The 22,762-nt window shown below is 40.4% G+C and carries 21 protein-coding genes; 5 read left to right on the top strand and 16 right to left on the bottom strand.

What is annotated here, in order from left to right:
• Window positions 1–18: 18 nt before the first annotated feature.
• Window positions 19–723, top strand: a complete 705-nt coding sequence (locus tag AC0YNS_RS26440) for a hypothetical protein (protein ID WP_475783929.1) — start codon at window positions 19–21, stop codon at window positions 721–723.
• A gap of 771 nt (window positions 724–1,494) precedes the next feature.
• A complete protein-coding gene (gene xerS, locus AC0YNS_RS26435; protein ID WP_475783928.1) occupies window positions 1,495–2,568 on the top strand; it encodes a tyrosine recombinase XerS in 1,074 nt (357 codons plus the stop codon).
• 223 nt (window positions 2,569–2,791) lie between these two features.
• On the opposite strand, the gene AC0YNS_RS26430 is transcribed toward xerS, so the two are convergent.
• Both AC0YNS_RS26430 and AC0YNS_RS26425 read right to left on the bottom strand, forming a co-directional pair.
• Window positions 2,792–3,070 carry a hypothetical protein gene (locus AC0YNS_RS26430; RefSeq protein WP_475783927.1) on the bottom strand — a complete coding sequence of 93 codons (279 nt, stop codon included), beginning with the start codon at window positions 3,068–3,070 and terminating at the stop codon, window positions 2,792–2,794.
• A 76-nt stretch (window positions 3,071–3,146) separates the two neighbouring features.
• Window positions 3,147–3,515, bottom strand: coding sequence for a hypothetical protein (locus AC0YNS_RS26425; protein ID WP_475783926.1), 369 nt, complete (start codon window positions 3,513–3,515; stop codon window positions 3,147–3,149).
• A gap of 189 nt (window positions 3,516–3,704) precedes the next feature.
• On the opposite strand from AC0YNS_RS26425, the gene AC0YNS_RS26420 reads away from it, so the two are divergent.
• Window positions 3,705–4,208 (top strand): YfbU family protein, encoded by a 504-nt coding sequence (locus AC0YNS_RS26420; protein WP_475783925.1) that lies wholly within the window; start codon window positions 3,705–3,707, stop codon window positions 4,206–4,208.
• 147 nt (window positions 4,209–4,355) lie between these two features.
• Window positions 4,356–4,673, top strand: coding sequence for a hypothetical protein (locus AC0YNS_RS26415; RefSeq protein WP_475783924.1), 318 nt, complete (start codon window positions 4,356–4,358; stop codon window positions 4,671–4,673).
• 207 nt (window positions 4,674–4,880) lie between these two features.
• Here the strand turns inward: AC0YNS_RS26415 and AC0YNS_RS26410 are convergent, their stop codons facing one another.
• The 11 genes from AC0YNS_RS26410 to AC0YNS_RS26360 all read right to left on the bottom strand — a co-directional run bounded on the left by AC0YNS_RS26410 (window position 4,881) and on the right by AC0YNS_RS26360 (window position 16,885).
• Entirely contained in the window at window positions 4,881–7,448 is a 2,568-nt protein-coding gene (locus AC0YNS_RS26410) for an ABC transporter permease (RefSeq protein WP_475783923.1), read from the bottom strand.
• Window positions 7,442–8,140 carry an ABC transporter ATP-binding protein gene (locus tag AC0YNS_RS26405; RefSeq protein ID WP_475783922.1) on the bottom strand — a complete coding sequence of 233 codons (699 nt, stop codon included), beginning with the start codon at window positions 8,138–8,140 and terminating at the stop codon, window positions 7,442–7,444. Before AC0YNS_RS26405 ends, AC0YNS_RS26410 begins: the two co-directional genes overlap by 7 nt.
• Window positions 8,141–8,185: 45 nt before the next feature.
• Entirely contained in the window at window positions 8,186–8,722 is a 537-nt protein-coding gene (locus AC0YNS_RS26400; protein ID WP_475783921.1) for a thioredoxin domain-containing protein, read from the bottom strand.
• Window positions 8,719–9,288, bottom strand: a complete 570-nt coding sequence (locus AC0YNS_RS26395; RefSeq protein ID WP_475783920.1) for a MauE/DoxX family redox-associated membrane protein — start codon at window positions 9,286–9,288, stop codon at window positions 8,719–8,721. Before AC0YNS_RS26395 ends, AC0YNS_RS26400 begins: the two co-directional genes overlap by 4 nt.
• Before the next feature lie 13 nt (window positions 9,289–9,301).
• The gene (locus AC0YNS_RS26390) at window positions 9,302–11,086 is read right to left on the bottom strand and encodes an ABC transporter ATP-binding protein (protein WP_475783919.1); all 1,785 of its coding nucleotides are present in this window, start codon (window positions 11,084–11,086) and stop codon (window positions 9,302–9,304) included.
• Between the two features lie 31 nt (window positions 11,087–11,117).
• Window positions 11,118–11,588, bottom strand: a complete 471-nt coding sequence (locus AC0YNS_RS26385) for a hypothetical protein (protein ID WP_475783918.1) — start codon at window positions 11,586–11,588, stop codon at window positions 11,118–11,120.
• An 807-nt stretch (window positions 11,589–12,395) separates the two neighbouring features.
• A complete protein-coding gene (locus AC0YNS_RS26380; RefSeq protein ID WP_475783917.1) occupies window positions 12,396–12,560 on the bottom strand; it encodes an ATP-binding cassette domain-containing protein in 165 nt (54 codons plus the stop codon).
• 28 nt (window positions 12,561–12,588) lie between these two features.
• Window positions 12,589–12,957 (bottom strand): hypothetical protein, encoded by a 369-nt coding sequence (locus AC0YNS_RS26375; protein WP_475783916.1) that lies wholly within the window; start codon window positions 12,955–12,957, stop codon window positions 12,589–12,591.
• Between the two features lie 650 nt (window positions 12,958–13,607).
• Window positions 13,608–14,660 (bottom strand): nucleotidyltransferase-like protein, encoded by a 1,053-nt coding sequence (locus AC0YNS_RS26370; RefSeq protein WP_475783915.1) that lies wholly within the window; start codon window positions 14,658–14,660, stop codon window positions 13,608–13,610.
• Window positions 14,629–15,279 (bottom strand): Cap15 family cyclic dinucleotide receptor domain-containing protein, encoded by a 651-nt coding sequence (locus AC0YNS_RS26365; protein ID WP_475783914.1) that lies wholly within the window; start codon window positions 15,277–15,279, stop codon window positions 14,629–14,631. Before AC0YNS_RS26365 ends, AC0YNS_RS26370 begins: the two co-directional genes overlap by 32 nt.
• Window positions 15,280–16,570: 1,291 nt before the next feature.
• The gene (locus tag AC0YNS_RS26360; RefSeq protein ID WP_475783913.1) at window positions 16,571–16,885 is read right to left on the bottom strand and encodes a hypothetical protein; all 315 of its coding nucleotides are present in this window, start codon (window positions 16,883–16,885) and stop codon (window positions 16,571–16,573) included.
• 304 nt (window positions 16,886–17,189) lie between these two features.
• On the opposite strand from AC0YNS_RS26360, the gene AC0YNS_RS26355 reads away from it, so the two are divergent.
• Window positions 17,190–17,363 (top strand): hypothetical protein, encoded by a 174-nt coding sequence (locus tag AC0YNS_RS26355; RefSeq protein WP_475783912.1) that lies wholly within the window; start codon window positions 17,190–17,192, stop codon window positions 17,361–17,363.
• A 535-nt stretch (window positions 17,364–17,898) separates the two neighbouring features.
• On the opposite strand, the gene AC0YNS_RS26350 is transcribed toward AC0YNS_RS26355, so the two are convergent.
• The 3 genes from AC0YNS_RS26350 to AC0YNS_RS26340 form a co-directional block, all read right to left on the bottom strand.
• Window positions 17,899–18,084 carry a hypothetical protein gene (locus tag AC0YNS_RS26350; protein ID WP_475784041.1) on the bottom strand — a complete coding sequence of 62 codons (186 nt, stop codon included), beginning with the start codon at window positions 18,082–18,084 and terminating at the stop codon, window positions 17,899–17,901.
• Window positions 18,085–18,418: 334 nt separating this feature from the next.
• Window positions 18,419–21,043, bottom strand: a complete 2,625-nt coding sequence (locus tag AC0YNS_RS26345) for a DEAD/DEAH box helicase (protein WP_475783911.1) — start codon at window positions 21,041–21,043, stop codon at window positions 18,419–18,421.
• A 1,335-nt stretch (window positions 21,044–22,378) separates the two neighbouring features.
• Window positions 22,379–22,759 carry a hypothetical protein gene (locus AC0YNS_RS26340; protein WP_475783910.1) on the bottom strand — a complete coding sequence of 127 codons (381 nt, stop codon included), beginning with the start codon at window positions 22,757–22,759 and terminating at the stop codon, window positions 22,379–22,381.
• Window positions 22,760–22,762 lie beyond the last annotated feature (3 nt).

Here is a 22,762-nt window from a genome sequence, read left to right as displayed (position 1 = left end):
AAGGGAGAGTATACATCAATGAGTCTAAGTAAACTAATAAAAGAAATACTTGGTCCACCATTAAGTAAATTAGGATTCGATCTTAAAATCGCACAGAATGGAATATATCAATTTGAACGTGTATTTCAAAATGATGTGCAAAGTATCTCTCTAGAGAAGAGTAATTGGCAACCAAACGCACTTCGTGTTATGTACTACACACCTGAAAAGGTGATTAGCGGTTTTGGTTTATTTAATGAATGGGATAAGGAATGGTACTTTTACGAAAATGAAGAAGAGCTTCAAAGAGTTCTTCTTCAAATTCTAGAAATTACCAAGAATAAAGCAATTGATTGGTTAGATGCGAACAGTACTATTAAGGCGCGGCCATTAGGTTTTGTTTTTAATGAAGAATTTGTGACCAAAGCAAACGATTTTATTACTATGAAAGGATTGAACACACATAATCCAGAAATAATCGGATCTTTGGAAAGCCTGCTCAAAATGGATCGATCGGATAATATGATTTGGTTCGCTTCTTATATTCTGGGGCAAGTATTTGTAGATAAGTTTGATGGAGTGTGGGAAGAGCGCTCTGGTGATTTTCCAATTGTGAAGAATATAGGTGGTTTGGAGAATTTTATTATTGAACCTTATGATACTGTATTAGGATTTTTAGATGATCCAATTAATGAGGATCTTGTTGGGTTTTATGAAATTAAATCCGGGCTGATATATAGATAAAGGAAACGGATATCGCATATATATACTGTGATATCCGTTTTTTATTTTGCACGACATGCGTTTGTATTAATTGCGGACGATTTGAGCAGCGGGGGGAGGGGAGGAGGAGAAATCTAATTGCACGAAATTAAAGAAATACTGTCGGTTGACAAGAACATTGTCCGAATGAAGTCCGCATAAAACGTTTTCGGTCGTCCATGGCTAGGGAAATCATCTGCTGTTAAATTTGCAATTGATTACCACCCCAATCAATTAGGTGTTTCATTACCACTATTGATTGTAAACACAAAATTCTATAAGAGTCCAACAGAAATCAAGTTTTATAGTGATATGCTTGCTGACTTCAAGTTTCCGTTCGCAGGGATCCTTCGGATGTTCTTGTCCTCCGACAACAACGACAGATTAAAACCAATCTCAATACAAACAATATAAAAAATACGTAGACCAGTATGTAGCACGATTAAGAATATAAAACAAAAATCAGCGTTACCGTTTTAATTCGGCAACGCTGATTTTTGTTTTCGGATCGAGAAGAAAAGCATTTACATTTATGTATAGAAGTTCTTGTCGTTTTTGTATAGAATTTCCGTGAAAAGAAGAGTGAGAAATAGAAAGCTACTAAATTACGCATAACTCTAGTTAGACGAAATCATGGACCAGAGAACAAATGTTTGGTATAATAGTTCTATCAATCACTACTATTTCATGCCATTAATTAATTTCATAGTAATCTCATTATACGCAATTTAAAGTATCTGGGGGCCAGCCTTTATGCATATCGATGAACGGAAACGACTATATAAGAAAACCGATATAAAGATGATCGAGCTGCCGTGGTACGCGCAAGAATACATAGAACGTAACAAGCGCAGAAAGTCGCCTAATACATTATTAAACTATTGCCTTGATTATATCTCATTTTTTGACTGGCTGCTGTCTGAGGGATTATGCAGCGGCGAACGCGGGCAGATTCCGCTTCAGGTTCTTGAAAACCTTCGCGCAGCGGATGTTGAGCGTTTTGGAGACTTCCTTGCCATTGATCATGGTAATTCGCCTGATACAATCGCTCGTAAGTTCGCTTCACTCAAGTCGCTGTTCCATTATTTATCCCAAGTCGCTGAAGATGAAAATAACTACCCATATTTAAAGCGCAATGTGATGGTAAAAGTACTGCCAGTCGAAAAAGAAAAGCTGACCGTTGAGGAGAAAGCTAGCCGGATTGAGGATAAAATCTTGCGCGATGATGAAATCTTTGAGTTTCGAGTATTCGTTGCTGAAGGGTACCAACAAACTTGTGTTGAAAACAAGCGCATTTATAACTCCCATATTAAGAACAAAGAACGTGACCTTGCGCTGGTTAGCTTGATACTAGGCTCGGGACTACGGATATCAGAAGCCCTCTCTCTTGATCTTGATGATGTTGATTCACTAAAGAATAAAGTTTCAGTAACGAGAAAAGGCAACAAAAAAGACTCCGTAACCATTAGTGATATTGCGATGGCAGATCTCCAGGCATATTTGAGCGTTCGAAAATCCCGTTACCATGTAGGCGACAATCAGCCGGCTCTCTTTCTATCTCTGCCTACAGGACCACGCGGTGCTGTTGGTCGATTAACTGTGAGATCGGCCCAGAAAATGCTTGACCGCTACGTTGATTCATTTGGTAAGCCCGCATTAACGATCCACAAGCTGCGGCATACATTTGCAACCAGGTTTCATCAAGAAAATAACGATCTCGCAAAACTTAAAGAGCAGCTCGGGCACGAGGATATGAATACAACTATGATATATACCCATATTGGTCAAGAAGACCGACGGGCATCTGTTAATAAAGCCGATAGCTAGGAATGGAGATTACCCGCTCCCCACTCTTTACCGTCGTATTGAACCCCGACACTGGATCCAAAAGCTAGTAAAGGAGCTGAGGAAAAGGCGCTAATCTACGGATCGGCGTTTTTTTTATTGCGATCGCCGTCAGAAGGCACATAAAAAGGATCAGCCGGGCAGCATCACCTGGGGCTGATCCTATATTCAGTTGTAACAATAGTTTGTGTTGGAAACGATGAAGCTATGCCTGATCATCTTCTATGTAATCATCCTTACTTCCAACTTGAAATTTAAATTTTCCCACTCCAATACTGACTTTTTTAGAACTGTTCATCGCTTGATGAGCAAGAAATCCACCAAGCAATGTCGCACCAAGAACGATGAATGTTGCTTCTGTTGGGTTTTTCTCGGCCCACGTCATCAATCTTTCGCCCAATTTAAAATTATTTTCCTTTAATTCTTCCTTTAATTCCGTAGCTGTTTCGACCAAATTTTCCTTTAATGAGTTTTCCATTTCCATTGTTCTTCCACTCCTATGATTTATTTAGAGAGCCAGAATTGCTTCCCTCTATCATAGGCTGTGTTTTTTTTACGAATTAGCTTTCGAACTCGCCCCGCAGCCGATCCAGGTAATGATCGTCGTAATAGTCCTGGATGAAGCGATCGCGTTTCGCTTCGTCTTCCTCTCGACCGAACAGACCTTTCTTCTTTGTCCGTTCCTTCTCCGGCAGCTCAGACCACTTTTGCAAGGCTTCACGCTTTAGCTGCTGCTTGATCTTATGTTGCAGCTGCATATCCTCGATCCGTTCCCGCCGACGATCTGCCGGGCTAGGCAGCGCAGCCGCTGCGCTCTGTTGCATGGCTAGCAGCTGCGCGACTTGCGCTTGCAGCAGGTCGTATCGGTCGTCATAGCGTATCGTTACCGCCGTTTCTTCGCTATGCTCGATACTACCTCTACGCTTCATAGCCGCAGTGATCCTACTTCTTCACGCTAATAACGCCGCATGGCATGATTGGGCACTGTGCTGCTGCCCACTGCTCGGCTTTCCCTTCTTCGTGCAGCCATGCTCCGATAGTCGCTGACTCTACCACTGTGCATTTATTTTCCAAAATGGTATAATAAGGCATTCTACTCGCGAATAGGAGATGATCCGATGAATCTATCTAAACAGGAAAGATTAATATTGTTCAATCAGTACGATATTCTCGAGCGTTTAAATCCAGATGAAGCTGAGACGTATCGCAATTTCAAAACAATCTTGAGTAATGGGTACAAGTCTCGTTATGACGATATGGTTGAATGGTTCTCTGACGAAATGAGTGAGGGTGCTTCAGAACTGGTTGTTGATGTCTTGGACATGTATAGTTGTCTTCTTAACTCATATAATCGTTTGGATGATAAGTCAGGCATCGAAGAACATCGCATATCATTCCCAGGCTTTGATGGTAATAATGAAACAACCGAATTGGGGTACACAAGGTTCTTTCTGCACGATCTGGGAAGATTCGACGAGCTCCATCAAGAAGGACATGGCAGCTATAATAGCCACCGCCGCATGATCCCTCAATACCGCACAATGCTTGAAGTTTGGAAAGCGATGGAACAAAGATATAACCTATCAAAAGCGGAAATTATCGATATTATAAATGCCAGATAAAAAATGCCCCCTACTCGGGGGTCCTTTTTATCTTAGCTTGATTAGCGGACATATAGCAGTTGCGCGCAGCCTCCAAGGCTGACAGAATTTCAAGGTATAGACAAGTTTTTTATTTTTATAAATTATCTATTTAAAAAGGGTGAGATTGTGTCACGAAACGAATACGGTGAAGTCATTTCAAATGAAGAAGTAAAAAAACTATTCGCTAGAGGTTATCAATATGTTGAGGGACTTCTTAGGTCGCCTGATGATGTAAATGCTATCTTAAGGTCAGGTTGGAATACTGAACACTTGGCAAACCCACCTCAATATACCCTTACTCCTCTTGAAATGAATAGGCTAAGAAAGAAGATTGGGGTTGGAGTTGGGGTTGGAGTGGGAGTTGTAGGAATCGGCGGCTTAATTACATGGGGAGTTAGTAAATTAGTAGAAAAAAGGAAAAAAAATAAGCAAAAAAATCTCTAGCCTATTTTCAGACTAGAGGTTTTTTGTTATAAAATCCCGATTTTGTGAAGTAGTTGTCGTCCGTAAATGCCGAACCTGAAACGGATATTTCCGGCCATACTTAACCTCCGCCTTGCGCAAGAGAACGCGAAAAAGGAACGGTTACGAAATCGTCCTTCCTCATTAAGCGCCGGTAGAAACTTGAAGCTGATGCTTATTTTTATGGGCTTATGCCTTTTTAGCCAAAACATACCCGCCACCCATGCCTGCCGCAGGCGATAAAGAGACAGCCGTCTGCGCAGGCAGCAAAGATCCAATAATGCCTGCAAATATGGGCACCGCACAAACCATAAAGAGGTAACCCATTTCTCGAAAAGGGAACTGATGGTACAGTATTGAGATTATTACCACTCCCAATACTAATGCCACAGTGCTCGCCAAGATCCCGACCACAGCACCTTCCAATAAGATCAGCCGCCGAATTGAGCGATTTCGCCATCCGATGGATTTCAACAGCGCTAACTCCATTTTGCGCTCGGAGACATTTTGCCACATAAGCTCAGCCGTGGTCAGAACGGATATCAGCAGGCTGACTCCAATCGCGAGATAGTGCCGAAACCCGATTTCCCCAGCGACGTACTGGCCCAACCAGGACGTATAAAACACACCATTCAACCGAAATGTAACAAACACGAAAAAAATCAACAACGAGGTAGGTACAGCCATTGACAAAACTGCTAGTATATTACGTCTCCATTTACCGACAAAGTTTGCCGTCGTTAAACCGAACAAACCGCGTGTTGGCACCACGCGCCATATGATAGATCCGTACTCGCCAGTGCGTATGGCAGCAAGTGGTACAATTCTACTTGCCTGAATAACCGGCAAAGCGCTACCGAGTACGAAAATTCCGAAAGCACTGGCGCCAGTCGCAACAAGCTGCATAGCAGTCATAGTCGTCATGTTCATCAGGATAAAGCAAGCTTCTACCCCCCACGTAGCCAGTGCTGCAAATACTCCAATGAACGCGGATTCGAGGAGAATCAATCCGCGAATTCGTGATGTTCGCCACCCGAGCGCCATGAGAACAGCATATTCCTTCTTACGCACGAAGAACGAAACCATGTTCGTCGCGATCACATACATAACAGCTATTAAGATGACCAGCAGCAACATCCCGGAAAAGCCCAGCTTAACCTCGTTCACAAGTGTTAGTGCAGCCCCTAGTTTAATCCACTCCTGCTCCATCCAACCGATTTCCGTTTGAGCACCACTCTTCGGCACTTGGACAAGCACAGGCTGAGGCGAGGAGCCTAGCAATATATCTGCCTCTAATCCAGTCCGTTGTCTAATTTCTTGCGCTATCTGCTCCAGTTCGGCTTGCCTGGTATCTGATACTTCGTCGAGGCCGGCAACTTTAATCCGTACCATTGAAATCGGCTTATCGCCGGCGATCTTTGCTGCAGCCTCCATCGTCGTCAGCATCGTCGGTGGGCTCGTCAAAAGGTCTAGTGGATTGTTCATCGACTTTATAGTCACCTGCGGATTGACAAGACGTCCTGCTGAATCGACGATTAGCTTGGCGGAGGGCTTCCTGTACGTATCCATTGGGAATAGTGATTCGACGTCCTTAGATACCTGAAGCTTTGTTGGATCGTACAGACCAATATAGTTTGCAAACAAGCCGATTCCATAGTCGGAGTCTGGGTGCTTTGGATCCTTAATACTCTCCAATGGACGATAAAATTCTGGAAATTTCCCAAAATAGGAGCTAGCTTGTGCGTCATATACCTTTAACCGGTAAGCGACCTGCCAACGATCGGGGTATGGGCTATGAGCAGTCTCGTAGGCAAGTGGCTGAGGTCTTTCTTTCAAAACCAAATAACCGTTAGCTGACTGTAACCTTAGCATTTTTTCTTGCAAATCAGCCACAGCCGACTTTCCATTAACCTTTACAGTTTTGCTCATAACAGCCCGAACATCGTCTAAAACATCATACCCGCCTGCGGCCTTCAGCTTAACCGACAACTCAGTCTCCTGCTCGGGCGTCTCATATGGAATATCCAGTCTCTCATATTGAAAGGTATAGGTCCGATCCACCTGGTCTTGATTACTGACTAATATCGGGATATTCGAAATCGTGGTCCTGCCGTTTAATGGTTTTTCTATTACTTGCGTCTCTGTTGAACTAAAGTAATGTGAAGAAGGTAAAACAGCGCGGTCTAGTCCAACCAACTTCGCTTCCTGAATAGGATCAATGCCAACCAACAATGCAGGGTCATAACTTGTCAGTTGTATTACCATACCACCGCTGTTTGAGGGCCCATACCTAAAATAGGTTGTTTTAGGAGTAGAAATCATGTTTTGTACTCCGTTGCTCGCACTTACTTGATTCTTCAGCCGGTAAACACCATAGTCTTCGAACTCTATTTTACGGTCCAGTAAAGTACCAAAGTCCGTGTAGCCAAGAACTGCAAGTGGCGCAGCAACAATTACTCCAGGCATCTGCTTGATTTGCTCCAATTGCTTCAAACTGATACCACCGTCAATTCCATCTTGAAAGTTAGGTTCCATTAACCCAGCAGCTTTGTCGCCGAAGCTTGTTCCAGGAGGACGGACAGCGATGTCATAGGAAACCTTCCATTTGTTTTGCAGAGTCTCCATAACGGTCAACTTATTTGATGAAGTGAGTGTGAACAAAAGTGCCAATCCGCTGCATACGATTACAATGCCAAGCAACATAATAAGTAGTCGCTCTTTATGACGCCACCAGTTCGTCCAAATTAAGCTCAGCATACGCTCACTCCGGGTAAATCTCTATCTCCAACGATATGTCCGTCCTTAATCTCGACAATTCGATCAGACTTACCCGCTAACTGTAAGTCATGAGTAACTAAAATGATACCACAACCAGTTTCAGTCTTCAGTTCCTGCAATAATTCGAAAATGAGGTCGGCGTTCCTAGAGTCCAGATTTCCTGTCGGTTCGTCAGCCAGAAGCCAGCTGGGGTTATTAATTAAGGCCCGAGCAATAGCTACACGTTGTTGCTCCCCGCCGGAGAGTTGTGACGGAAGCGAATGTAGCTTGTTTGAGAGACCTAATCGTTCAAGCAACTTCACAGCCCTCGCTTTGACATCGCTACGTCGGCGTCCAAAGAAAGGCGACATTACATTCTCTAAGGACGTTAAGGCTGGCAGTAAATGAAAATGTTGAAAGACAAGCCCGATCTGTTCAAAACGAAAATCTGCTAATTGATCTGCTTTCAAACTGGTCGTATCCGATTCCCCGTAAAACACATGGCCAGACGTCGGCTGATCCAAAATTCCGATTAAGCTGAGCAATGTGGATTTGCCCGAACCTGAAGGGCCAATAATAGAAGTGAATGATTTGCGACGTATGGTCAAATCGATTTCCTCCAGCACCGCCGTCTCAACATTTCCGCTCGCGAAAGTCTTGCCGATGCCGATCAACCGAATATCTTCGTTCATTCGTTGCCCTCCGCCAGCGCTGTGCGCCTTCCATATTCTTTTTTTCTAAGCACTTTTGAGATTATAGATCATTCCTTTTAAATCATTTACACTAACTATTGATTTAATAGACAAAATTTTGTTCTCAGAATCAATTAGTACCGCAGTTGGAACCGTTTTGATGATGTAGTTATCGAATAGATCATCCGATTCAATAAAAGAAACACCATCTATTAAATATGTAAGATTCTCTTTAAAACCACCTTTTTTTGCTACTACAATAATCCGTAGTTGGCTGTCGAGAGATGGTATAGTATTAATCTTAGGTACTATTTCACCACATATTCCACAAGAAGGGCTAGTAAAAATAAGCAGCGTCATGCTGTTATTGGGCTGAGATTTTAACAAATTGCCGTGTTGATCATGTGCTCTAAAAAGAGGTGCATAATCACCGACACTTGGTCCGTTATATTCTATTTTTCTATTTTCGATGCGTATTCTGTTTAGAAAATGAGCGACAGTTTTTCCTAGCGAATAAAGAAAGAATGTTTGAATAATTATTGCAATCCAAAGAGCTATATTAGAAATAACTAATATTTTCATAACGTGCTCCCTTCAGAAATTATCTTTTTACTCCGACCTCTTATTTCAGATACTTGGTTAAATACCAATACTAACAAAATGGATGTAATTGAGATGAGAGTTAATATAGCCATCTTAATGTTGTATATTGAAGAAATATCATTACCGTGATATAAATCCTCAAGAGATCCTAGTGAAGTATGCATAAAATGGAGTGAAAATAACACTAGTATTAATAAGATGTTTCTAGTAACTAACAACCACGAAATTCTATGAGATCCGAGTAGTCCTCCGCAACCACATGAAATCTCTACTTGACCTCGGAATAAATTGACTGTGATTGCGACAGTATAAATTATGAGTAGAAGAATCAAAATCGATGAAACTACATTAATGAATAAACCCAATAGCATGAATATCCCACATGCTATTTCTAAACAAACTTCTAAACGAACAAAATAATTAACCCATTTTCTTGGGAGAATGTCGTATTCTTTAACAATTGCAAAATGATACTCTAAATTTCTTATTTTATCGATACCTGAAAATAAAAATACTGTTCCTAATATCAGTTTCAGAATATACAATAAACTGTCTATTCTAACCAACTCCTACTTCAGATTTTAAGTTAGAATTAATCAACTTATAATAGTTGCTCTTTAATAACATCAGTTCATCATGCGTGCCCATTTCCTTGATGTTCCCATTTTCCATAATAACTATTCTATCCGCGAATTTTAGAGATGCCAGTCTGTGTGTAACGTATATGACCGTTCTTTCTTTGGCAAAAAAGTCAATAGTTTCGAATATTTCCATTTCTGATTGACTATCAATTGCGGATGTCGGTTCATCTAAAATTATTATTTTTGAATCCTTATATAACGAACGAGTAATCCCCACTTTCTGCCATTGCCCTCCTGATATATCTTCACCGTCAAATAGTATCTTTCCTAATTTAGTGCTATATCCCTCATTAAATTGTTCAACGAACTTGTGAACACCGATTCTTCTAGATATTGATACTAGTCGCTTTTTATCTTTATTGGATGAATCCAATAGTGAGATATTTTCTTCAACAGAGTAGGGATATCTAATAAAATCCTGAAACATAACCGAAAATTTGTTCCATAATTTTTGTTTTTCAATCAAATTAATATTTTGTCCACCGATTATCACTTCACCTTCGTCAACAGGAAATAGCCCAGTGATACATTTAATTAATGTGCTTTTTCCTGAACCGTTTTCTCCGATGATTACCACTCTCTCGTTTTTATGTATCTTTAAGTTGATGCGATCTAATGCTTTTTTATTACTACCCGGGTATGTAAAAGAAATATCCTTCAAACAAATTTCACATTCATCAATAAAATCGAGTTCATCCTCTGTTCTATTTCCTAGTGGCGCTGTTTGATCATCAATAAAATTAAACAAGTTTTTAAAATGAAGTGAATCTTCATATAATTTAGCTGATTCTATTATTAATTGATCAATTGAACTTTTGAAGTTTTGAATTGCCTGACTGGTTGCAACAAACGCACCAACAGTAAGACTCTTACTTTTAAACAAGAAAATCATTACTAATAATGAAAGGCCATATAATAATGTAATTGCTATTTCAATTGTAAAGTCTATGATCTTTTGTTTTTTATAATGGTTAAATTGTTCTTTCTGATTAAATAAAAATTTAGTAGACCATTTTGATATGTAAAAGTCACCGATATTAAAAATACGAATTTCTTTTGCGTTATTCCGATCTGATAATATTCGATTTAAATAATTACTTTCCTTAACTATACTAACCATTTTGGTAACTAGTTTATATCTCTGCTTTCCTGAAACAAAGTTGAACACTAATGATGGAATTGGAATTAGTAGAGCAATTCCACATAAGTACCAACTAATTTGAAAAAGATAGTAACTAAGTGTACTAGTTCTAATTAATGAGACCAGAATATTAAAAACCCCTTGGTATAATGAGAAGACACTTCCTATATTTTGCTTTGATATAATCAGTTGTTCATTAAACTTTTGGTTTTCAAAAGCTAACAGTGGGATAGTTGTACTCTTTTTCAGAACCAATTTTTGCAATATATAATCAAACTTGTTTCCGAAATGCTTATTTTTTAATTCATTAAATCTAGATATCCCCGATGATAAAATTATAATACCTACCTGCAATAAAAATATAGAAACGAATTTTTTATAATTGTTCGTTCCATTATTAATTACTTTCGAAACTTCATCGATTAATTTTTCGGAAACTAATAAAGATATGTATGGAGTAAATCCTAAAACTATCGAATATATAAGTGAAAGAAGTATAAAATATTTTGCGTTTTTTAATATGAAGAGTGTTCCTACTTTTAAAAGCTTTGTACTATTCAATCATGATTAACTCCTTCCTACACAGGCTCCTTTACAGGATATTATTTTCACTAACTACGCCATCTTTACTAATGTGATAATAGCTTGGAAATCTATTCACTCCAAATGTAGTTAGTTGTTGACTTGAAATTGGTAGAATTTTAATTTCACTTGAAAACTTTTCAAAGAAGTTGTTGTATTGTTCTGTATTTTCCATTACTGCAAAACAAACCCCAGCCATACTTTCAATTTTAAGTTTATTTATAAACCTTTCTATACCATCATAACAAGGGGCACATGTTGGAGAAGAAAAGGCCACCATACCTCCATTTTCGCCAAAATAATTGGGTGTCATTAGTAGATCATTTATTTTGCTTATCTTCAATTCTTTGTTTATAGGCATATTATTTTTTCTTAGCAAACTGCCTACTTCTTTATTAAAGAACTTTAAAACCTGGTAAGATAGAGAAATTGAGATTATCCAAATTAATAATAAACAAATGATAATGATAATTTCAGGCATGGATGATTATTCTCCTTAGGATCACTATAATTAGGAAGAGGAACTACACATTAAGTGTAGCTCCTCTAGTTTTCCTTTTTTAGCCGGCGCAGCATTGACCTGTCGCTTGAGTAGTACAAAAATCACGAGTGTAGCAGTCAATTAAATCTGCATATACCGTTCCATCTGGCTCACAAGAAGTGCCCGGAGCAGCTGGACCACACCAAGTGCCGCCTACAGTTTTACAGCTACATGCTGGACCCTGAGGCTCAATTCCAAATAGCTTTGAGAACATGTCCATCCCCCTCCTTCCAAAGTTAAAAATGGGTTTTTTTTGAAGTTGAACCAGATGTTATAATACAATTACACTATTATTGTATTTTCTACCTGAAGATCACTCAATAGCAAATATATAAGAATCTTGTCGAAACAGTCTAAGTTTTATCAAAGAAAAGTGAGAGACGTATATTTTAGCTGATTTTGTAATAGAAACAGTAGACTCGCAGCCTCACTATTACATCCTGAACCGATCTGTAATTGAATGCTTATATATAAAAGGTGGATGATGAATCAAAAAAAACAACCTTCCATTTATTTTTATCATTTATTTTCTCCAGAAATTAGCGCCTTTTCTATACGTAAATAAAAAAGCCCACGTTTACTGGACTTCTTTTGAACAATGGTCTTGTCACCAGACAGTTGCCGGCAGCTTATCATAGGTATTAGATTCTTTTGAAAGTTATTGCGGATTATTGAGACTGTGCATCTCTAATGGCGGCTTAAATCAAATCTGTCAAACATGTATTTCAGTGGCTCCAAATCATTAAATTATCCTAACGGTAATATCAATAAACGAAATAAGAAGTGCAGCTCCCCATTCCACCGGATTTGACCGGAAGCTATGGGTAGCAGAGTCGATTTACCGGAGCCGATTTTGCCTGTAATGACGGTGATCGAACCAAGCGGCATGAAGAATGTGATGTCCCTTACCACGTCCCGACTCCGGAAAAATACAGCTTAATCAGCCAACGTCGATCTGTTCCAATCTTACTCGATTTACCGCCACCGCCTCTTCCGGCAACCACTCTTTCAAATAGAGCGGGTCGTTGCTCGTCAGCTTCTCGACATCACTGTCTCCGATAACCTCTCGCATGCGCGCGAGCGAGACGACTGCACTTCTGAATCCGGAAAGCGTGCTACCGAGCAGACGGGTAAAACCTGACACGTATCCTAGAAAATAAACAAACAATGATAAACTGCCAACAGTGAAGCTACCATCTCGAATTTTATAGCTCGCAAGCAGCAGCATAAGCGCCGTTCCAATCGAAACGATATTTTCATTAATCGTCCCGAGCATCGTATTACATACAGCATTTCGCTTGCTTTCCACCGCCCTTTCCTCGTTTAACTGGTGCAGTCGATCGAGAAAAGACTTCTGAACATCGTTAATAACTATAGCCTGCCAATAGTTGAATATATCGGACAGATGTCAGAGCGAAACGTCAGCCGAACGCTGCTGCCGGTTAAAGAGTTCAGTTATTCTTTGCACAAATAAAGCTGCCGGCAATTGACGGCAGCTTTAAAGTTTATTGTCACTGCTTTGATTTACAATTGTCACAAATCGGATTAAAGATTCAGTGACATACTTTCAACTCGGAGCAGCGTCAGCATAAACATTCACTTTGGTAAAGATAAATTAACTATTCCCTTAAACTGTCGAATAAAGTATCAATATCATAATCGTTATTGTCTTGATCTCTATCATAATCTCGCCAGCGGTCATCATCATAATCCGGTTCATCAACATAAAGCTCTTGCTTCTTGGAATCGATTTTTTCCATTAGATAATCAATGTCTATTCCTAATATACTTGATACATAAAAGAAACCCGCGATTTACGCGGACTTCATTCGGACAATATTCTTGTCAACCGACACGTCTTCACCAGCCGACCACAAATGAACTTAATTTACTATTAATAAGAGAAACTAATTAAAAAATGCGAGCAATAATAAAGTTGTTATAGCCCGCACACACTTACTATGCAATTATCTCTTTACTAATGGTTCCATTAAATAATTTCAAATCATCTAACAAGTCTTGGTGAATCGTTTCCAACTCGATAATCAGCTGCTTCAAACCACTACTAGATGCCCTATTCGGCTCAAAAATCTTTCTTGATTTATCAGGGACGAGTAAGCCGCTTCTAAAATTATCATTTTCTAATGCGTACTTCAAATATTTAAGTGAGTTGCTAATTAGTTTAAGTGGAGATTTGCCGATCAATAGATCATAATTCTCCATATGGTATATTAGTGCAGCAATGTCATAACTGCTGAGATCAATGGCAGAATCTGAATCCGCCTTTATGGTCTTTAAGAGCCTGATCACTTTTTTATAATTACTCGAAGTTGCTGTATCTTTATCATTCAACAATTTATTATGATAGAACGGAGTATTTGGTAATTGCTTTTTTTCTTTATAATCCAAAACCATGACTCCACGATAATAATTTAACTTTGTCTGCGTATAGAGTACCGTGTTGTACCAATTTGAAGGTACCACATCAACTTTCCTTCTTAATGACCCACCTTGTATGCTTATCGATTTTGCGCCGGTGTTATCGACATCAGCGGTTGGGAAAGCATCACGAAGAATGTTATAGCAGTCATCTCTCAATTTAATTAGTGCTTCTACAGGGTTCCCCTTATATGGAGAGGAAGCTATCTGAGGAGGTTCGAGACTAATAAATCCTAAATGTAATGTCAAAATGTCGATGTCACTATGAGCCCTAATATGAGTATCGTTTGTAACTGAACCCTGATGTTTAAATTCAATGTGATATCCTTTATCTTTTAATCCCTGAAGATGATTTTGAACCCTATCCGCTTCAGCAAGAGTATTCTTTGTGTACTTTTCACCGACTGGTAACATTGCACCAATGACATATTTGACTGTCGAACCTTCCTTAAGCTGCTCATACGATTCCGTTAGAACTTCGTACTTCCCAGCAAAGGACTTCTTTATCAGCTCGTCATCATGTCTTCTCTTTTGCAGATTTTCAAGCCTCTTTGAGTAATCCAACTTCGCCATTTTCTTCTCTCCTTCTTAGATTCATTTCTCCATAAGTCGCTCGATCCTTAATATTGTTGAAGTAACAACCGGTTGCACCTAATATTTCTTCATCGAATGTTAGAATACAAAACCCTTCATGCTTCTTGAGTTCAGTTTCAGACACATTGGGAATGTTCTCAAAGTGATATGACATTTTGTATCCTAATCCTGGGAAATGCTTTATTCCCCCAGTTAGACTAATAGAATGCGAGGTTGATGTGCTTGTCTTTATTGAAACTAGCATTTTATCCCATGTCTGTTTAATTACTAAGGTGCCATTCCAGGGATACTGTTTTTGTTGTTTAATATTGTTGCTTAAACCAATGCACTCCCATTCTCCATTTAAATCAGGGAAATGAAGCAACTTAGAGAAAACTTTCAATTTCCACAGCACATGATTAAATAGTAAATACAGAAGACCAAATACAGTAAATGTACTGATAGAAAAGCCGACTACTAAATCGAACTTCTCTACAATCCTTGTTTCAAACAAGTATGTAATCGCCTTACTAATAGCTCCCGATACAAGAGCAAGTACCAATATTATTGTCTTTCTTGGATGCCCTATCACAGAGTATTCATGCATTCCACTAATCACTCGCCCTCATATTATTGGCACTCTACACGGACGAGTGCTAACAAATCCAATATATCATATCTATTGATACAATAAAAGACTTTTTTAGAACATACGTTCGACATCATTCGACACCAGGTCAAGCCATTTAAAGTGGCTGTTATTGCCTGCGTTAATAAACTGATCTACTGAATTTTTGCGATTCTTACCAACATTTTGTTCTGAGCTAAAAGTTGTTCACGTTGTTTAGTCGAGTTTACTGAAATGCGATTCTCATGATATAGCATGTCATTGAACGTTATCGTTTTCGATTCAGCATCTGTGTCAGTGAGATGAATTCTCGAGTGTATTCCCTACACCAAACCACCACCAACCACCCCTCTCTTGCAATACGCGATTTGATAAACTGCCGATAAAGTAACAAAAGGGACGCTTCCAATTAGCTGAGAGCGTCCCCTACTATTTTGATTTTTTCTTGCACTTCAGTATGACATATAGGATAAGAGTGTTGTCATTCATCACTTTCCATTAATTGAAGAACCTATCCTTACTGATCCTTTTAGGAGAGCTATTACTGACTATCAAAGCTTAGTGTCTTATTTTATAACGGTTTAAATACATCTCTTGATAGAACTCTAAACAATCATCTCACTACCACCTACAACAATAAATTACTTCAATACACTTTTCTTATTTTTTATCCTCTTACATATACTAATCAATAATCACTAAATAACTTGTCTCTCTCGATATTTTTTAACTCCAGTATATAAGTTTAAGACTACTGCAATAATTAAGAGTGATGTAAGCCATATACTATTACTAACTAACAACAATAATGCATTGATTAAACTTACAATCAAGTAGTTTAATTTCAACTTTGTTTTGACCTCCTTCGTGTATATTTTATATATACCAATGTGACAAATATCAGATGGAATGGTTATAATGGATTATAGGTTGTTGGGAACCCGAAGGTTCCCTTGACCCACCAAAACGGACTACATTGCGCTAGCGGTTGCCCTGGAAGGTATGCCTGCGTTTTGTAGTTCGTTTTCGTTTTGTTGTCCGCTTCGCTTTCGTCTTTTGGTTCAACCATATCACCACGTCTTTCAATATGGGATACAGTCCACCTATGATACCAGCAACAGCGGTTCCGTAAACGAACCATTGTTCCACTCTGATACGCCACCTCCTGTCAATTTCAGATAAATTAAGCCTAAAGAAAAATATTCAAATCGTCTACTGGTGTCTTTTTGGGTATTGCGCCTGAATTTTCCTAAATTCATTTTTTTTCGTACACGCAGGCATCTTACGTCTCTACGTCGATTACTCCCCCGGTTGAGACAAGATGCGGGTAATTCAGCTTTAGCAACCTTTTTCGCAGACCTATACCGGTTAAAGAAACGGAAAAGGTGGTATAACTGTTTGATGATGTATCTTTCGCATGCAAGGCAAGCCGGCTGATTGTCGGGAATCGGACAATGTTCTTGTCAGCAATCGGGAATCGGATCAAGTTCTTGTCAATACAAAATGACAAGAACTTGATCCGATAACTAAAGAAGCCCGCGATTTGCGCGGACTTCATTCTGACAATTTTCTTATCAACCGACACCAACGCACTCAATCACGGGGCTCTCAGTGATCCTGTTAACCTGATTTTGGATCAGTCAGAAAAATGAGAAGAATGAATGCCTCGTAAAATACAATAAGATTGTATTTACACAATAAAAAAGCGCGAGCTACAGCTGCTCGATCCCACCGCCGTTCGCCCGAACAACCAGGAGCACGAACTGCAACTGCTCTATCTCACCGCTGGAATGCCGATCGCGAAGCCCGGATTTCGTCCGGTTAGTCTGCTCTACCCGGCCGCCGGGAGCGCGAAAGTAGCTCGGTTATGTTTGGTATGGGTTAAAGAAAAGAAATGTTTAATGAAAAATAGGTTTCGGTTTGAGCTGCAGCAGCAATGCGACGGTGATGACGTAGCGGTCTGCGAGCCAGAAGAGAATGGAGCAGCACCGCACGTACGTCAGGATCTATGTGTCGGCCAAGAGAGAATGGAGCTTCAGCAGCGGTGCGCCAGCATCGCGTACCTGTCTGGATAGTCGTCCAGACAGTCAGTACATAATAGAGTAGCAGGCAGCATACCGGTGTCACGATCTCTCGGATCTTCCGCTGCCAGGAGGATCGAATCAGCCACATAGCGCTTTCGAGGACGGCGATACGCCGGTATCCTTCTTGAACAATCGGGCTAGGTAGCCTGGATGGAGATAGATGACGTCGGCTAAGTTGTTGCGTGCCGGATCCTCTCCATATTGGGAATGTATATACTGCTTATTTTCTAATCCAGCATACTTAGGTTGCTCCTGAAGGACACAGTATTCCATAGCGGTGTTGACCATGCTGCGCAGATATCCCTCCATATCCTCAAGGGAGTATATTGAATGGGCTAACAACTGTTCGAGTGGTTTCCCCGAATAGGATGATGCGCTTGAATGCCCTTCGACTTAAGTTAGGCGTGTACAAACTGAATGATATCGAGCCGGAACAGACTGAGCTCGGATGTGGTGAAATCGGGCTGGTACGAATGGTCAAATAAACACTGAGTCGTCCTTTAGGAAATCGGAGGGCCTTCCCTGATCAAGTAGTGCCTTCCACTGTGCCAAATCCGGGAGGCGCTTTGATCCCGAGATCGCCGAAGTCAATGCTCAGTTTGATCGCCGGCCTCCGCGCTTCTGGGAACGGCTCCGCCGCGATGATGGTGCTGACCCTTTTATCGAGCTTCACGAGATCTTTGATCGTAATCGTGCTGCTCGTTTCTTGCATATTTGCTTCCTCCTCAGAGCTTTTTTATTTACCCCCTGCACACCGCCGTTAGCGAGAGACGGCCAATTAACCGCCTCCTCGTGATAAGGCATGAAGCAAAAAAGACGCTCAATGAGCGTCATCGTCTGATATAGGGATAATTCGGGGTCCGACAGTATAGCGAATAAATAGGACTGTGCTATAAGATCGCTAAATCCCCTTGGACCCTTCACCGGCAAACGTTCCCACGCTTTCTCTATTTGGCTTTAGGCACTAACTAGTTCGTCGTGCTTGGTATGGGCGCATTTCCGGATAACGGGGTTACATAACAATGTATCATAATTGAACTTCTTCATTATCCTGTTGTATCATCAGCAGATTCGGTATTGCCTACTCTAGAAGGGAGAGTAGATAATTGCGAAAATAGCGATTTCATACCTATAGGATTTAGTCTAGCTTCGCGATATGCATCCATTGCTTTAGCTCTCCATTGCTCATTACCTGCCTCAGTAAAATCTAAACGTAAATTTCGAATAACATTAATAGCCTGGTTTGCCCAATCAAGGAGCGCTGGTTGATGCCAGAAAGCGAGTTCATTTGCATATGTCACTGCTGAATCTTCAATTGTTGCTGAAGGAGAAATAAATACTCTCACATATTCAGCATTTGCAGTAAGACCTCCAACATGGGTCCGAATATAAGTCGGATGTGTTGTCAGTTGGCGGACCTTATATAACGGTATAGCTTTAGTTCCGTCCGTTTCTGTGTAATCTTCTGAAACAAGACAAAAGTCATTTCCACAAATCCACCATGGATCTGGACCGCCTGTTTCCTCAGTATTCCCCGCATCGTATCCTAGTAGGTTTCCGAGTTTCACGTGGGATAGTTCAAATGCATTCCCATCAGCATTTGAAGCGAGTCCACTCAGGATTTCCTGGGCTAATTTATTGTATTTACGATCACTACTAGTGCCTAATTTAGTGAGTTGTACCTCTAAACGTTCAATTAGGAATGAAAGGTGATTGTCGTCTACTTCAAATTTTTCCGATCTTGAGGATTCGGGCATTAACTTTCGCAGCCAAGTTACAGAATTAGTGCAATGAGCGGCTTGATCGAACCGACTGCGAGCTATTGCTGTGAAGCTTTCATTACTTTGTGCAGCAAGCCATGCCGCGCTACCCGCAAGATAATACCATAATCCGCGATAACCTTTTAAATCGTTACCATCGAGCAGTGAAGCAATATTGTTGGCATGATTTAACGCGCCTTGGTAGTCGCCGGCCCACATGTCCCTTTGGTAGTACAGTTCATACGATGCAGCTTGTTGGAGTTTATCCATCAGCGGATCTGGCTTTTGTTCATAATCTTGACGTCGAGCAAGTATTTGAGCGTCAGCATCGTTCCAATCATCATCTTGTGCTAAAAAAATACGGTACATCTCCATGAAGTCAACGACTCCAGTTGCAGCTTTTGATTCTTCATAACCAAATAGTAACTCAGCTTGCATTTCAGGATGATAAAGTCGAATGTTCTCTCTTTGGAGCAACCGATCTTGTAGCTCGTCACCAACTATGCAGACTGCTGAGTAGTCTGTTGCGCTTCTTGTACAACGGCCAACGGCTTGTACAATTCGTGTGCGAATACGATCTCTAAGTAGAAGCGAAGCTGCCATTCTGGATTCTAAGAATCGTTCATGTAAATTTGCAGCTGACGGTAGCCCTTGAATAATTTCTAGACGGCACTCATCGCCGATAAGATTAATGCCATCATACCGGTTAGCAAGGACCGCTGCTGCGTTTTCGCTCTTTGTAAATACATGCTTGGAATGCTCAATATCTCCTGCTTGATAGATGTCCTTGTTACTAAATTTTGAAATTTCAGCAATAAGATCATCGGCTGATTGTTGATCCGGTACCAATGTAAGTGAGCGAGACGATTCCTTTATTAAAGAATGAACAAGGCTGTTCGTTTGCGCATCATTAAGAGCAACACCTGGGAAGAAAAATAGTCTTCTGCCGACACCATGTTTTTCCCACCCCTCAGGAGCTTTTATACGTTTAATCTTGTCACGGCCAGTGATTCGCTCCAACTCACCACCAAGTCCGAGTGTAGCGGACAAATAGAGTCGCTGTTTGGCGTGTGAGAATGCCGGGTGTGTAAGAGTTGGTGGAATGATTGGTCTGATCAGTATTGACCCATAATTCACATATACATGGCATGCTCTGAGGTGTTCCCTTAAAACAGACCAATTGTGCTTGAGTGATTCATTCCCTTGTACGGCTTCGTCCAAATATGGAATCACTTGATGTAATTGTGAAATGAATTTTGGGGTCGGTATTTTTTCGACCCATGCTTTATCATTTGGAGAGGCAGAGTCGGCTAGCATCCGCTGATACTGCTCAGGTTCTAAACCGTTTTTTAATATCTCAAGCAGTTGGGTGTAGATTACAGGGAATTCATATCGAGAAATATTGAGGGACCAATGTTTAACAATGTAGTTCTCTGCTGCATGCGCATCATCAAGTACAATAAAGTTTGGATTATAAAAGAATGGGTTTGTATTGAACAGACTACTGTAAGTCGTTACAGCGATCGCTTCACCTTGATTATATTCAGCTTTCGCTTTTGGATCATAATCACGTTGTGATCCGGTGAATGCAAGTGTATGTATCCCGAATTTTGATCTCGCTTCATCAACAACCTGGTGAACAAGTTGTTTAGTAGGGCATAGGTATACAACTCGTTCCTGCAATTGACGCCGACGCCATTCTCCGACTAAAAGGCCAATTAATGTTTTACCGCTGCCTGTCGGAAGTTCCATTGCAACCTCGGGATCTCCGACAGAACTTTTTTTGTATTCCCTTAAAACATCGGCTTGATGTGACAACAATCCTTCTACGCTCCGACTCCGTAGGTCATGAAAAAGCGCTTCTGGGCTTTCAATGTTTGAATCACCACGATACTTCGACTTAAAACCCATCCATTAACCCCCTGTATATAGCCATCACAGATCCTTCAAATCTCTACGCTGATCACGTTGTAGAATTGTTATTTATGGCCTGGCTTCGATCCCATTATTCCCAACCACCGACAATGTAGCTTCAATTGTTCGATATTGGGTCATTAGGAAATGGGTAATCTTTACATCAAATATACCACATGATCTCGAATTCGATTGAACTTTTTACTCGTATCCAATTCTTTAGAAGAAGAGTTATGGGGGAGTTCAATTGATCGTTCATGGAACATTGATGGACCAGCAAGAAACAAGGAAACAAGATGCAGGTATAACTGGGAAAGCGTTTTTCCACTGGATGTATTATCTTTATCGGATGCTTGCGCAGTTAGAATTATTGATGAACCTGCAAATGCGATTGCACTAAAAATTAATGTCTTTTTCGCACAGTTCCAGCCGATCAATTCGGATATAATAAGTTAAATGTAACGCTGACAGGACCGGATCTCGCGGACAAACTGGAGCGGTTGGCACATTTTCTAAAGGGAGGAAAATAATCCGGTGACCATAAAGCTGTCTATCTCGGCCTCAAAGGAAGTTCCGGCGTAGGTCCGGAAATGTAACCGTAATTACTTCAATATTCCCCTTTTCATCATAGGTATAGTCCATTATTGCCGGATAGATATATCGATTTATTGAGAAGCCTATTCAACTACAGGTAACAATGCATGTTCTTGTCCTAAGTCGGCTAACGATAGAAGTTCTTGTCACTGGGTTTTGACAAGAACTTCTATCGTTAAATTGAAAAAAGCCGCAGTTAGCGGCTTCTTAAGCATATATGTTCTTGTCATCCGACACTATTCTTCTATCAGATGATTATTACGCATTTCAATATGCTCGGTTACATTATCCTGAGTATACTCTTTTACTTTCTAAATCTAATCGGACAAACAAATTAAGATTTTTAAGAGCTTATCGTACCGACAAAATAAGAGAGAAATTATTGATCTGCAATTAGATGAGTTACATCTAGAAGAACTAATCGAGTACTACAAGAGTTTAAGTGAGGATATTTCGGTGAAAAAATGGGGACCAGTCACATTAACTGCAGTGATTTGTTTCCCTGTTTGGAGCGAACTCGTCGGGGTTATGATAGACAGTGGGAATTCATTGAGTGAAAAACTGGCTTACACACTTGTATTATTAATAATATCATTCTCTGTTACATTTATGGTTTCCTCAATTAAGTCAGTATTAAAAATGGTATTACTAGCATCTCCAAGTGAAACTGACTCAACAAGAGCAGTAGGCCTTCACGACCTAATATAGGAGGCAGGGGGTACACTCCGCTGCCCATTCTTACTTGATACGTCTTATTGGCGGTTGCACCATTCTTCTCCGACGCTCGGTTAATATTTTTTGCCAAACGTCGTAATGACGTTGAAGCCGGAATAATAAGACCATGATGCTATCTTCGAAAAAGTTCTTATGCTCGTAAGGAAGATCGTCTAGAAGTTTTAAGAGCTCTTCTGCATTATCAATCCGCTCCCGGATCGCTCCTCTCGTTTTGCGCAGCCGGTTCTGAATTTCTGATAAATATTCGAGATTTTCCATAAAAACACCGCCCCCTACTACCATCTTGTTGTCCAGTTTATTGGATTTTATGGCGTGCAGCGCAGATAATAAAGAAGCCGGAAGCTTCAGCTCCCGGCAAATGAAGATAAAAAAACGCTGGATCACAAG

Source organism: Paenibacillus sp. J22FR21 (assembly GCF_056269135.1).
This window is presented reverse-complemented; position numbering and strand designations above follow the sequence as displayed.